The organism is Micromonospora matsumotoense (assembly GCF_050951065.1).
GTDB lineage: Bacteria > Actinomycetota > Actinomycetes > Mycobacteriales > Micromonosporaceae > Micromonospora > Micromonospora matsumotoensis.
Genome location: NZ_CP192025.1, coordinates 274802 through 286668 on the forward strand (window position 1 = coordinate 274802; position 11867 = coordinate 286668).

An 11867-nucleotide genomic window follows, 5' to 3' on the forward strand; every position below is an offset into this window, starting at 1 on the left:
GGCGGCCGGGGCGGGGTGGGTAAGGCCGGGTGGGGTCGGCCGGGTGGGGCAGGGCGGCGGGGCGGGGCGGGGCGAGGAGTGTGGGTGGGGGTCAGTCGCGGCGGTGGCGGCCGGTTACCAGGTCGCGGGCGGCGGAGGCGCGGCTGCCCATGGAGCGGCCCGAGGCGCGGCCGGTGGTGGTGCGGTTGGTGGACATGCGGGCGGCGGCGATCCGGGCGGCCGAGGTGCGGCCGGCCACCACCCGTGCGGGGCGGCGGCGCAGGCCGAGTACCGCGCCGATCTGCGCGCCGACGATGCTCGCCACCGCCAGTACCGCCGAGACGGCCAGCGGCCGGTTGATCGCGTCGTCCGGGGTGGCCCGGGACGCTCCGGCGGCCATCGCCGGTGGCACCCCGACGGGTCGCTCGGCCGGGGGTTGGGCGGTTTGCGGGGTGGCGGTCTGCGGGGTGGCCGGTCCGACCTTTCCGGTCGGCTTCGGGGTGGCGGGGGTCACCGGGTTGGTGGGCTTGCCCGGGGTGGTCGGCGAGGCCGGACCGCCCGGCTGCGGGTCGGCATGGCCGCCGGGGGTGCCCGGCGTGGTGACCGGCGGGCGCGGGGACGGCTTGCGGGGCGTACCCGGGACGAGGTGGCCGCTGGCGTGCCGGCGGGCACCGGTGTCGTCGGCCTCGGTGGGGAGCTTGATGAGCTGACCCGGCCGGATCCGGTCGGCGTCGCGCAGGTGGTTGAGCCGGGCGACCTCGGGATAGCGGTCGAAGTCGTCCAGGTAGCGTTCGGCCACCTCACCCAGGTAGTCACCCCGGGCCACCCGGTACACCGGCTTCGCCGTCGACTTCCCGTCCTCGAGGCCGGTCCGGGGGACGGGACCGAGGCCGGAACCGGGGACCGCGCCGTGGGTGACACCGGCGCTGGCACCGAGGCCGGCGCTGGGGGCGGCACCGAGCCCGGTGCGGGAGGTGTCCAGCGTGGTCGCCACGCCGGTGCCGGCGGCGGCCGGGAGCGGCTGGGCCAGCGTCACCGCCGCGCTCGCCGCCGGACTGGCCGCGAGGATCAGCGCGACCGAGCCCAGCAGGGCCGCCGCCGCCCGCTGCTGCCGGCTCATCCCGGGCAGCCGGGGCGTCTGTCGGCGGGTGACCTGGGCACCCATCTCCACCAGCACCGAGAAGGCGAACGTCGCCCAGCCGAACCAGCCGACCAGTGCCAGTGCCCGGATGAAGAGCTGGCCGTCGTCCCGACTGGTCAGCACGGAGCCGACCTCGGTGAGGGTGGGCAGGTGGTCCGGCAGCGGGTTGCCGGCGAAGGCGAGCAGGGCGACCGGTGCGCCGACCAGCAACGCCACCAGTACCACCAGCGATCCGAAGCCGGTGAGCAACTGCCCGGTACGTCGGGCGGTGGAACCACGTGATGTGGTCATGCTGCCCTCCTTCCTACGGTCTGCCGGTGCGGGGACACCGGATGAGTGGGCCTACGGTCTCGGTGCGGGGGTACCGGGTGAGCGGGCCTACGGTCTGGGTGCGCAACAGACGGAATCCGCCAGGTCGACGGGCTCATGGGCGGTCGGTGAGGGAGCGGGCGGTCGCCTCGCCGGAGACGGTGACGGTGCGGTCCATGCCGATCAGGCCGAGCATGTGCCGGCGGTAGACGACGGTGACCCGTACCCGGATCTGCTTCTCACCGGCGACCACCGGGAAGCTGACCTGTTGGCCGGTCACGTCGGAGTTGCCCCGCAGGTACTGGGTGACGGCCGCGCGGGCGCCCGGCTCGTCGATCACCTTGGGTCGCCCCTCGATCGCGGCGGCCCGGTCGATCACCTGACCGCCGCTGCGGGCCGCCTCGGCGGCCAGGTCGTCGGCGCGTTGCAGGGTGCGCAGTTGACCCGCGCCGTCGTAGGCGACGCCGATGATCGCCAGGACGCCGATCATGGTGACGGCGAGGAAGAGGCTGATCCGGCCCTCGTCGCCGGTCGGACGCGGGATCACCGCCGGCTCCGGTAACGGTCCAGCGGGGAGCCGAAGGTGGCCTCGACCCGTTTGTCGCCCATCGGCAGCCCGGGGAAGCGCATGCCGGCGAAGGAGACCGTGCAGCGCACCCGGACCCAGATGCTCACCGGCTCGCCGAGTGGGCTACGGAAGGCCGTGCTCAGCGAGGTGCGGTCGGAGTTGCGGGTCGACCCCCAGACCGTGACCTGGGGTGCGCTCGTGCAGTTGAGGCCGCGCCAGTCGAGCTGCCGCCGGGCGGCCGTCCGGGCGGCGCTCTCCGCCGTGCCGGCGTCGCGGGCGATCGAGGCGGCCCGCGCGGCGTCGTGCGCCGCCGCCTCCACCGCCTCGTCGGCCACGGCGACCCGGCCGGCCACCCCGGCCAGCATCAGCAACGCGAGGAACGCGGGGGCCAGCACCGCCACCTCCACCGACACCGATCCCCGGGTACGCCCCGCCGCCCGGTCGGCCGGCGTCGATCCCCGGGTACGTCCCGCCGCCCGGTCCACCGACATGTCGCCCGGGTGACGCCCGGCGGCCTGCCCGACCACCCCGTCGGGGCTGCCGGATCGCGGGGGGTGGACGACGGCCCGGTCGCCCCGGGCACGTCCTCGGGCGGGCCGGGTCAGCACGTCGCGCCAGGTACGCCCGGTGCGCCGGGGCGGGTGGGCGGTCACGGGTTCGTCCACCGTTCGACGGTGCCGTGGGCGGTCTGCCGGACGTCGAACCGGACGGCCGGGATGACGCTCAGGGACTTCCCGGTGACCGTGCAGGTCACCTCGGTGGCGGTGGTGGCGCAGGTGGTCCTCGCGCCGACCAGCCAGTCCCCGGCGGCACCGAGGAAACGCCTGGCGCGGGCCTCACCCGCCCCCGCCGGAGCGTCGAGGACCCGTTGCGCGTTCACCCCGCTCTGGGCGGCGTGCATCGCTGTCGACCGGGCCACGAACCAGGCGGCGATCTGGATGGAGCCGAAGAGCAGCACCAGCACCGCCGGCATCACCACGGCCAGCTCCACGGGGTTGGCCCCCCGGTCCGTACCCCCGGCGGTGAGCCTCCGCCGGACGGCCCAACCGGCACCGCGCAGCCCGGTCAGGACGGCCCGTCCCGCCGTGGATGCGCGCAGGGGTGCGCACCGGGACCGGGCGGTGGGGGCCGTCCGGTCCCGGCGTGAGCCGGCCGGGGGGACGCGGGTCACTTGGTCGGGATGCCGTTCATCCAGGCCTCGGCCTTGGACTTGACCAGAACGGTGACCGCGATCCCGGCGGTGACCAGGCCGGCGATGATCACGGCGGTCGGGACGGGGCTGTCGCCCCGCTCCGCCTCGCGGCGTAGCTCGGCCAGACGGGCCACCGTGGCCACGTAGAGGAAGGTGACGAGCTGCATGGGGAGGGCTCCTTCTCGGGGTGGGTTGCTCAGAGGCGGGCGACGAACGGATAGAGGACGAACGCCAGCAGCACGAAGACCAGCAGCGAGCCGGGAATGTCCAGCCGGCTGGTGACGCCCTCGGCGCGGGCCAGGTTGTCGGTGCGGATCTGGTCCCGGAGTGACTCGGCGCGGCTGCGCAGCGTCTCGTGCACCTGGGCGCCCTCGCTGCCGGAGGACCGCATGATCGCTCCGACGTCACCCAGCTCCGGGATGCCGATCTTCTCGGCTAGCTCCTGTAGCTCGTCCCAGGGCGAGTGCATCTGCATCTGGGCGATCCGCAGCGACTCCCGGATGCGGGCGAAGACCCAGCCGTCGCAGACGGCCGCCGCGCGTTCCAGCGACTGCACCGGGCCGTGCGCCGCCGACAGCTGCAACGCCACCAGATCCAGGTAGGTGCAGACCGCCGCGCGGAACTCATCCCGGGCGGTGTCCGCCTTGGCCAGCACCGTGCGGTGCGCGAGCAGCGCGCAGACCAGCGCCAACCCCAGACTGCCCAGCACCGGTACGACCACCGGCATGCTCACCCCGGCCAGGAAGAGCAGCGCCCCCGCCACCGTCGGGGTGGCCAGCCCGACCAGGGCGGAGAGCAGGATCGACATGGCGTACTGCTCGGGGGTCTGGTCGAGCAGGGCGAGCTGACGGTGCGGCGGGCGCAGCCAGCGGGAGAAGCCACCCAACCAGTCCGGCCCCCGCCCGGCGACGACGGCGGTGCCCGGCGGTTGGTGCAGCCGGCGCAGCGCGGGGCCGAGCGCCGGGGAGGCCGGCAACGCCTCCCGGACCAGCAGGAACACTCCGAGCCCGACGGCGGCCCCGCCGAGCACCGCGATGGTGAGCTGCCAGTTGAGCGTCATGCGACCAGCTCCGCCGGGTCGGGCCTGGGCAGGAACCGGGGCGGCGGCGGGGGCTGGCTCATCGCGCGTACCCACACCAGCAGGGCGATGAACGCCGTCGCGAGCGTCGCCATCAGCAGTTGACCGAAGAACGTCCCGTACGGCCGGACGTACTCGGTGTTGACCAGCCCGTACGCCAGCACGGCCAGGGTCATCCCGGTGAGGAAGCGGACCGCGAACCGGGGCTGGGTGCGTTTGGCCTCCACCTCACGCCGGGTGGCCACCTCGGCGGAGGCGGCCGAGGCGATCGAGCCGAGCACGTCGCCGAGGCGCTCCCCCCGGTCGGTCAGGTGCAGGATCAACGCGGCGACCACCTGGTCGCAGACCGGGTCGCCGATCTCGTCGGCGAACGCCAGCAGGGCGGACCGGGCCGTCCAGCCGGCCTGGAGGCGGGCGGCGAGCAGTCGTACCTCCTCCTGGATCTGGTCCGGGACGGTGGCGATGGTGACGACGATCGCCTGCTGGAGGCCCTGCCCGGTGTTGGAGACGTCCTTGAGTCGGCGGGTCCACTCGCCGACCGCCTCGATCCGGGTGATGGCCCGCTCCTCGGCCCGGCCCACCGCGAACAGCCAGGGCACCCCCGGCACCGCCACCGCCACGATCAGCCCCACCACCGGCAGCCCGGTCAGCAGGAAGGCCAGCGCCCCCGCCACCGCCGCCGCGCCCAGGGTCATCTGGTGGGCCCGCTGGTCCCGCCGGTTGGTGCCGGAGCCGAGCCAGAGCCGGCGCAGCCCGGTGGTCGAGGTGCGGGTCGGTCGGGTCGGCTTGGTGGTGCCGAACAACGCCACCACGGCCAGCACCATCCCACCGACACAGGCCGCCCCGGAGACCACCGCGAGCAGTTCGATGGTGCTCATCGGCGCACCACCGGGGCGAGGCGGCTGTGCCGGGGACGACGCCAGGCGCCCGCCCCGGCCTCGATGAAACGGGACAGCAGCCGGGCGTCGTAGCCGACCCGCAGCAGTTGCCCCCGGACCCGTTCGGGCAGGTGGCGGGGGATGGCCCGACCGTCCGGGCCGGGCCCGAAGACGGTGGTGGTGGTGATCCGGTTGGCGTCGCCGACACCGATCACCTCCTCCACGTGGGAGACGAACCGGTGCTTGCGTCCGCCGATCGCGGTCTCGTCCTCGACGGTGACGTAGACGATCAGGTCGAGGGCGTTGCCGGCCATCCGGCGGGCCTGGTCGACGGTCATCTCCCGGCCGTACGCCAGCGCCAGCTCGATGATCCGCTCGCTCACCCCGGCCGGGGTACGGGCGTGGATGGTGCACATCGATCCCCGGCTGGTGGTCATCGCCTGGAGCATCGGCACGATCTCCCGGGACCGGACCTCGCCCACGATGATCCGCAGCACGCCCATCCGCAGCGACACCGGGATCAGGTCGGCGATGCTCACCTCGCCGGCCGGGCGACCGTCCAGGCCGCGCTCGCCGTGCCCCTCCCGGGACTCGAAGCTCATCACCGCCCGGTGCTTGTCCCCGCGCCGGGCCGGCAGCAGCTCCCGGCTCTCCTCCAGCAGCACGTACGGCTCGTCGGGCGGGATCTCGTCCATCAGCGCCCGGATGACAGTGGTCTTGCCGGCCCCGGCCAGCCCGGCGACCATGATGTTCAACCCGGCCCGCATGGACGCCCGGAGGAAGTCGCGCAGCAGCGGATCGATCATCTCGTCCAGGTCGGGGCGGCTGCCGGCCAGGTCGTCGAGGCTGACGTCCAACGTGTTGTGCTTGCGGATCACCGCGTACGGCCGGTGGCTGACCAGGAACACCGCCGCCAACCGGCTGCCGTCGGGCAGTTGCAGGTCCAGCGTCGGCTTGGAGGTGGACAACGACCGCTCGGTCGCCCCGGCCCGGCGGGCCGCCGCCTGGAGGATCTCCACCAGCTCGTCGTCGCTGTCGGCGATCGGCTCGCCCCAGTCGACGCCACCGCCGTGCCGGGTGATGCGCACCTGGTCACAGCCGAGGATGTGCACCTCCTCGATGGTGTCGTCGACCAGCAGGGTCTGGAGCCGGCCCAGCCCGACCAGCTCGGCGGTCACCTGGTCGAGCAGGATCCGTTCCTCGTCGGCGCTGAGCGGGGTGCCGGCCCGGCGTACCGCGTCGGCGTAGCCGGAGACCACCGCGACGGCGAGCCGGGCCCGCTCGACCTCCTCGGCGTCGGCGTCGAACTCCCGGCCGCGCTGCCACTGGGTGAGCCGTTCGCTCAGCTCCCGGCGCAGCTCCCGGACCACCGCGAAGTCCACCCGTGGCCGGGGCGGCGGGGTGGGCGCGGGCGGGGCGGGCGGGGCGGGCGTTGGCGACGGCGCGGGGGTGTGGTGCCGGCCGTTCGCCGGTGGCAGCGGCGGCATGGTGGAGGTGGCCCCCGGCGGCGGGGTGCGCGGGTCGTGGGAGACCGGCTCAAACCGCATCCGGCACCCCCTGCGCCGGGGTCGGCCAGGCCAACCGGGCCCGCCGTTGCTCCAGCAACTCCCGGACCGGGGCCTCCAACGCGGCCGCCGCGCGCAGCAGCGGCCGTCCGGCGCGGACCGTGCCGCCGAAGCTGAGCGCCTGCGCGGTACGCGCGTCCTCCGGCAACCGGGCGATCACCGGCACTCCCAACGCCTTGCCGATCTCGGCGTTGCCGTGCCCGTCGCCGACCACCAGCAGCCGCAGCGTGCCCGGCGGGACCCGGTGGTCGGTGAAGTCCCGTTCGATCGCCCGGATCATCGACCGGGTGCCGGAGAGGCCGGGCAGTTGCGCCCGGGTCACCAGCAACACCACGTCGGCGGCGCGCAGCAGCGGCCAGGGCGGCCCGAAGACCTGGAGTCGGCCACAGTCGACGATCACGTCGTAGCCGGGGCGGCCCCTCTCCAGGGTGCGGAAGAAGTCGGCGAACCGCTGCCACAGCGGGGTGACGCTGCCGGCCTGCGCCGGGTCCACCACACCGGGCAGCAGCAGCCGCTCCCGCCTCGGCGCGTCCAGGTCGACCAGTTGGGACCAGAACGTCGACTCCAGGCTGCCGTCGCGCAGCTCACCCACGGCCAGCTCACCGATGCCGCGCGGCCCGTCGAGCGCGCCGCCCAGGTAGCCGGCGAGCACCGAACCGCCGGCCGGGTCGCACTCGGCGAGCACCAACCGCCGGTGCCAGCTCAGGGTGCAGGCCAGCGCCGTGGTGGTGACGCCGGGTGAGCCCTTCGCCGAGACCAGCGCGATGATGGCCATGATCAGGCCGCCTCGGTCAGCACGAGGGCGATCCGGTCCTGCGCGGCCAGCACCACCACCGCCGGGACGTCCCGGACGGCGAGCGCCAGGTAGACCACCACGTCGTCGTTCTCGGGGGCGACCGCGTCGATCACCGTGGCGGTGAACCGGGTGGCCGTGGGCTGGTTGTCGGCGTCCTCGTCCGGGGTGCTGACCAGCAGCACCTTGTCACCGGGGTGCAGCTTGCGGGCCGGCACCTTGCTCGGCTCCAGGCCCAGCGCGATCTGCTGCTGCCCCTGGCTGAGCAGCGGGGCGTCGGTGAGCTGGGCCATGGTGAGCAGCGAGCCGGGGACGAGCGACACGGCGGCCCGCTTGCCGACCACCTCGTCCCGCTTCTTCGCCGGCACCGGGGACAGCCCGGCACCCCCGGAGACCTGCACGCTGACCAGGTCGTCGGCGGTCAGGATACGACCCACCTCGACCGGGCGGGCGATGGCCAGGTAGCTGCCGGTGGCCCGGACCGAGGTGACCGCGAAGGCCGCGCCGAGGCCGCCCAACGCGATCAGCAGCACGGCGAGCCCGAGCAGGCCGGGTCGGGTACGGCGCTGCCGGACCACCTTGGGCGGGGCGACCGGCGCATCCACCGGGCCGCCGTTGCGGGTGGCCAGACTCACTGGGACAACTCCGTTCGTGACTGCGGGGCTCGCAAAACCGGCTCACTCCTCGCGCTCACTGGAACAATCTCCGTTCGCGACTGCGGGGCTGGCAGGGTCGGCTCACTCCCGGGGCTCATCGGGTCACCACCTGGAGTTCCTTGATCTGGATCTCGACCACGCCGCTGGTGCGGGTCTGCGGGATGTCGCCGCTTTGACCACCGCCCTCCCAGTGCACGTTCCAGAAGGTGGTGGCGCTGACCCGGTAGTTGCCGGCCTTGGCGTAACCGGTGTCGTAGCCGCAGGTGGGCGACTTCTTGCCGGCGTTCGGACCGGTCGCCTTGTACGGCGTGCCGGGGCCGGCACAGGTGATCTTCTTGCCGTTGCCCATGGTCCACACGATCCGCTCGACCTCGGCGGTGATCGTCACGGTCAGACCCCGGTCGCTGGCCGAGGCGTCGAGCGGGCCGAAGTAGTTCCGGCCGGTGCTGGCCCACATCCAGACCGGCAGGCCGACCAGGCCGGGGCCCATGCTGCGCCGGGGGGCCACCGAGGCCCGGGGCGGCAGCAGGCTGATCGAGGCGAGCGCCCGGCGGGCCAGCTCCTCCGGGTCGGGCGGGGTGCCGAACCCGGGCGGCGGCCCGTCGAGCAGCACGGTCGTCTGGTCACCCAGGTCACCGCCGTTGCAGGTCCGGACGTACCACACCTGGCCATCGGGGGCCTCGGGCTGCGGCTCGGCGAGCTTGTAGTAGCAGCCGCTGGAGTTGTCGAACCAGCCGAGGAACTCGTTGTAGCAGGGCAGCGGCTTGCCGTTCCACTGGCACTTCGGGGTGGCGCCGGGGCTGTTCGGGCTGCCCGGACCGGTGCCACCACCCGGGTCGCCGGGGGTGCCCGGGTCGTCGTCCCAGACGCTGCAGTCGTTCTGCCCCGGTGGGCACTCCACCCCTGGCCCGGCGGCCTGGGCCGGTGGTGGCGGAGCGAGCACGGCGACCAGCACCGCCAGCAGCAGGCCGGCCAGCACCCGACGGGTGGGGAGGTGCGGGTTTCTCCAGGTCAACATGGCTGGTCCTCGTGTGCCGCGCCGGCGCTGATCAGCCACCGGCCGTCTGGGTAGCGGGTCGCGGTGGCGGTCGCCAGGTGCCGGCTTCCGCCGGAACCGGGCACCACCCGCTTGTCCTTGGCATAGACCAGCCGGTAGCCGGTGGCGTCCAGGCAGTCCTGGATCTCCACGGTCGGCGGGTCGCCGTCCAGGCTGACGGCGGTGACGGTGGGTGCGGACTTGAGCGTCCCGGTGCGTACCGCGCCGTGTCGGCGGGTGGCGTCGATGGCCACCCGGACCCGGGTGAGCAGCGGGTCGGCCAGGAACCGGGTCAGTTTCGGGTGGCGGGGGTCGCTGTCCCGGCTCGCCTCGCGGGAGGCGTCCAGATAGCCGGCGTACGCCGCCAGTGCGGCCCGTTCGGCGGTCCGTTCCGCCTCGGTGGGCTGGCGGGTGTCGCTGGCGGGCCGGGGGGCGGGCGCGCTGGTCGTCTCCGGCGAGTTTCCGCAGCCGGCGGCGGAGCCGGCCACCACGGCGACGACCAGGCAGGTGGTCCAGCGGCGGGAATGCCTAGTACGCATTTGCCGTGCCCCTCCTCGGTACTACCCGGCGGCGGCGATCGTGGCGGCCTCCGGGCATGCGGCGGTACGCCGGGATGATGTCGATCGGACATGTCCGGGTGCTGCGGCATTTACCTGTGCGGATCTTCTGCCAACTGTGGAGCGTGTGGTCCGGTGTGGGCGCTGACGCGGCTGCTCGGGGTTGCGTCCCACCCAAGGGGCGAGCATAGGCTGACGTGCGCCGATGCAACAGAGGCAATTCAGCCGCGCACTCTCAGTGATGGGCAGGAGTGACCGAAGGTGGGCGATGTCCAGGATGGCCGGCCGGGGCGACCGGTGCCGGCCGATCGTGGGCCGGTGCCCGCCGATCGGATCGGCCCGGCCGTCGAACCGCCCGCGTCACCGGGGGATATGGGGCGGGTCGAGGAGGCTGGTCCGATCAGTTCCCGGTCCGTCTCGGCCACCGCCCCAAAACCGCCTGAGGGGGTAAGGGTCGGACCGACGTCCACTCCGGACACCATCTCGATATCGGACCGTTATCCCGGCCCCCACGGGAAGTCACCCTCCGTGTTCTTCGGGCGGCGGCTGGCGGGGGCGCTGGCGGTGGTGCCGGTGCTGCGGCTCGCGGTCGCCCGGTACGCCGTACCCCCGGGGGTGGTGGACCGGGCCGGGTGCGACGGCTGCGGCGCGCCGATCGGGCTGGACCGGCCGCTGCCGGCGCTCGGGCCGGCGGCCCGCTGCCCGGCCTGCCGGGGGCGGATCGGTGCGGCGCCGCTCGCGGTCGAGGCGTTGCTGCTGGCGGCCGTGGCGGTGCTGGTGCTGGTCGACGGCGTGCTGGCCGAGCGGGCCGCGCTGGCCTGGTGGCTCGGCTGGGTGATCCCACTGATCCTGGTGGACCTGGCGGTGCACCGGTTGCCGGACCGGCTGACCTGGCCCGCCGCCGCCGGCACCTGGGCGTTGCTCGGGGTGGCCGCGCTGACCGGGGCGGGTGCCGGGCCATGGCTGCGCGCGGTGTCGGCCGGTACGGCGCTCGGGCTGGCCTTCGCCGCCACCACGCTGTTGCTCGGCCGACGGGGCTTCGGCCTGGGCGACGCCAAGCTGGCGCTGGGGACCGGGGCGCTGCTCGGCTGGCACGGTTGGGGCCTGCTGGTGACCGGCCTGGTGCTGACCTTCCTGCTGTCGGCGCTGGTCAGCGTGGTGCTGCTGGCATCCCGCCGGGTCGGCTGGTCCAGCCACCTGCCGTTCGGCCCGTTCCTGGTCGCCGGCACCTGCGCCGCCCTCCTCCTGACCGGCTGAGCAGGCCCTGGCCGCTGACCCCGCTCAGCGGCCGGGGCCGGTGCCGCTCAGCGGTCAGGGTCGGTCCCGCTCAGTGGCGGGGGCCGGGGGCGGTGGGGACCGGTTCCCGGAGGGCCGTGGTGGAGCGGCGGCGCAGTGTCTCGGCGAGAACGCGGGCCGCCAACGGGGTGACCAGCAGGGTCACCGCCACGCCGAGGAGCAGACCGGCGAGGACGTCGTGCGGGTAGTGCACGCCGACGAAGACCCGGGAGAGCGCGGCGAGCAGGGCCAGCGGCGCGGCGAGCAGACCCCACCGGGGCGACAGCAGCAGCACGGCGGTGGCCAGCGCCCCGGCGATGGTGGCGTGGTTGCTCGGGAACGACCAGTCGCCCACCGGCGGGCACTGCCCGGCCAGGATGGTGGCCGCACCCCGGCACGGCCGGTCCTCGTCCACCAGTGACTTGAGCGCCTCACTGCACCCGTACGCCAGGACGACGGTGGCCGGCGCGACCAGGGCGAGGGCCCGGCCCCACGGGTCGGCGCGGAGCAGCCGGGGCACGGCGACGGCCACCAGGAGCAGGCCGAGCAGCAGTATCACCGCCTCGGTGAAGTGCACCGCGAACCACTGCACCGGGGCCGGGGTGGAGTCGGCCACCTCGACGGCGTCGCGGTACCACTGCTCACTGATATCGGGAATGTCCGTGGTAATAGCCTGGTTCATTGCTCACCTCACGAAAGAGTCATACCGCTTTTAGCGTAATCCAGGCACAGGAAACGGGTGGAACAGTCACATGCTGCGGGATGCAGCGGCGGTTCGCCGCCTGCGTCACAGCGAGTTCACAGCGGCCCCCGCGATTGACCGCCCGCCGTCGCCGGGTA

Annotated in this window: 14 protein-coding genes; 1 reads left to right on the forward strand and 13 read right to left on the reverse strand. The window is 74.2% G+C overall.

Going from position 1 to position 11867, the window contains the following annotated elements; genetic code table 11:
• Window positions 1-91: 91 nt before the first annotated feature.
• The 12 genes from ACQP1S_RS01365 to ACQP1S_RS01420 form a co-directional block, all read right to left on the reverse strand.
• A complete protein-coding gene (locus ACQP1S_RS01365; protein WP_432902212.1) occupies window positions 92-1411 on the reverse strand; it encodes a LysM peptidoglycan-binding domain-containing protein in 1320 nt (439 codons plus the stop codon).
• Between the two features lie 133 nt (window positions 1412-1544).
• Window positions 1545-1919, reverse strand: a complete 375-nt coding sequence (locus tag ACQP1S_RS01370; protein WP_363671682.1) for a hypothetical protein — start codon at window positions 1917-1919, stop codon at window positions 1545-1547.
• A gap of 53 nt (window positions 1920-1972) precedes the next feature.
• Window positions 1973-2488 (reverse strand): TadE/TadG family type IV pilus assembly protein, encoded by a 516-nt coding sequence (locus ACQP1S_RS01375; protein WP_432907689.1) that lies wholly within the window; start codon window positions 2486-2488, stop codon window positions 1973-1975.
• Window positions 2489-2646: 158 nt separating this feature from the next.
• Window positions 2647-3096 carry a TadE/TadG family type IV pilus assembly protein gene (locus ACQP1S_RS01380; RefSeq protein WP_432907692.1) on the reverse strand — a complete coding sequence of 150 codons (450 nt, stop codon included), beginning with the start codon at window positions 3094-3096 and terminating at the stop codon, window positions 2647-2649.
• A gap of 68 nt (window positions 3097-3164) precedes the next feature.
• Window positions 3165-3356: a hypothetical protein gene (locus tag ACQP1S_RS01385; protein WP_432902214.1), complete on the reverse strand. Its 192-nt coding sequence runs from the start codon at window positions 3354-3356 to the stop codon at window positions 3165-3167.
• Between the two features lie 29 nt (window positions 3357-3385).
• Complete coding sequence (locus ACQP1S_RS01390; RefSeq protein ID WP_432902216.1) at window positions 3386-4249, reverse strand: type II secretion system F family protein; 864 nt, start codon at window positions 4247-4249, stop codon at window positions 3386-3388.
• Entirely contained in the window at window positions 4246-5145 is a 900-nt protein-coding gene (locus tag ACQP1S_RS01395) for a type II secretion system F family protein (protein WP_432902218.1), read from the reverse strand. The genes ACQP1S_RS01390 and ACQP1S_RS01395 overlap by 4 nt, the downstream gene beginning before the upstream one ends.
• Entirely contained in the window at window positions 5142-6692 is a 1551-nt protein-coding gene (locus ACQP1S_RS01400) for a CpaF family protein (RefSeq protein ID WP_432902220.1), read from the reverse strand. Before ACQP1S_RS01400 ends, ACQP1S_RS01395 begins: the two co-directional genes overlap by 4 nt.
• Window positions 6682-7485, reverse strand: a complete 804-nt coding sequence (locus ACQP1S_RS01405; RefSeq protein WP_091252045.1) for an AAA family ATPase — start codon at window positions 7483-7485, stop codon at window positions 6682-6684. The genes ACQP1S_RS01400 and ACQP1S_RS01405 overlap by 11 nt, the downstream gene beginning before the upstream one ends.
• 2 nt (window positions 7486-7487) lie before the next feature.
• Entirely contained in the window at window positions 7488-8138 is a 651-nt protein-coding gene (locus ACQP1S_RS01410; protein ID WP_432902223.1) for an SAF domain-containing protein, read from the reverse strand.
• A gap of 115 nt (window positions 8139-8253) precedes the next feature.
• Entirely contained in the window at window positions 8254-9177 is a 924-nt protein-coding gene (locus tag ACQP1S_RS01415; RefSeq protein ID WP_432902225.1) for a hypothetical protein, read from the reverse strand.
• Window positions 9171-9734, reverse strand: coding sequence for a hypothetical protein (locus ACQP1S_RS01420; protein ID WP_432902227.1), 564 nt, complete (start codon window positions 9732-9734; stop codon window positions 9171-9173). Before ACQP1S_RS01420 ends, ACQP1S_RS01415 begins: the two co-directional genes overlap by 7 nt.
• Before the next feature lie 546 nt (window positions 9735-10280).
• On the opposite strand from ACQP1S_RS01420, the gene ACQP1S_RS01425 reads away from it, so the two are divergent.
• A complete protein-coding gene (locus ACQP1S_RS01425; protein WP_432902229.1) occupies window positions 10281-11009 on the forward strand; it encodes a prepilin peptidase in 729 nt (242 codons plus the stop codon).
• Between the two features lie 70 nt (window positions 11010-11079).
• Here ACQP1S_RS01425 and ACQP1S_RS01430 read toward each other — a convergent pair whose 3' ends face one another.
• Window positions 11080-11709 (reverse strand): phosphatase PAP2 family protein, encoded by a 630-nt coding sequence (locus ACQP1S_RS01430; protein WP_432902231.1) that lies wholly within the window; start codon window positions 11707-11709, stop codon window positions 11080-11082.
• Window positions 11710-11867: the final 158 nt, after the last annotated feature.

Bases quoted from the DNA above. Each gene is read 5' to 3' on its own strand.
- ACQP1S_RS01420 (WP_432902227.1), bottom strand. From the start codon at position 9,734: ATGCGTACTAGGCATTCCCGCCGCTGGACCACCTGCCTGGTCGTCGCC.
- ACQP1S_RS01405 (WP_091252045.1), bottom strand. From the start codon at position 7,485: ATGGCCATCATCGCGCTGGTCTCGGCGAAGGGCTCACCCGGCGTCACC.
- ACQP1S_RS01375 (WP_432907689.1), bottom strand. From the start codon at position 2,488: ATGTCGGTGGACCGGGCGGCGGGACGTACCCGGGGATCGACGCCGGCC.
- ACQP1S_RS01385 (WP_432902214.1), bottom strand. From the start codon at position 3,356: ATGCAGCTCGTCACCTTCCTCTACGTGGCCACGGTGGCCCGTCTGGCC.
- ACQP1S_RS01390 (WP_432902216.1), bottom strand. From the start codon at position 4,249: ATGACGCTCAACTGGCAGCTCACCATCGCGGTGCTCGGCGGGGCCGCC.
- ACQP1S_RS01415 (WP_432902225.1), bottom strand. From the start codon at position 9,177: ATGTTGACCTGGAGAAACCCGCACCTCCCCACCCGTCGGGTGCTGGCC.
- ACQP1S_RS01365 (WP_432902212.1), bottom strand. From the start codon at position 1,411: ATGACCACATCACGTGGTTCCACCGCCCGACGTACCGGGCAGTTGCTC.
- ACQP1S_RS01395 (WP_432902218.1), bottom strand. From the start codon at position 5,145: ATGAGCACCATCGAACTGCTCGCGGTGGTCTCCGGGGCGGCCTGTGTC.
- ACQP1S_RS01430 (WP_432902231.1), bottom strand. From the start codon at position 11,709: ATGAACCAGGCTATTACCACGGACATTCCCGATATCAGTGAGCAGTGG.
- ACQP1S_RS01400 (WP_432902220.1), bottom strand. From the start codon at position 6,692: ATGCGGTTTGAGCCGGTCTCCCACGACCCGCGCACCCCGCCGCCGGGG.
- ACQP1S_RS01370 (WP_363671682.1), bottom strand. From the start codon at position 1,919: ATGATCGGCGTCCTGGCGATCATCGGCGTCGCCTACGACGGCGCGGGT.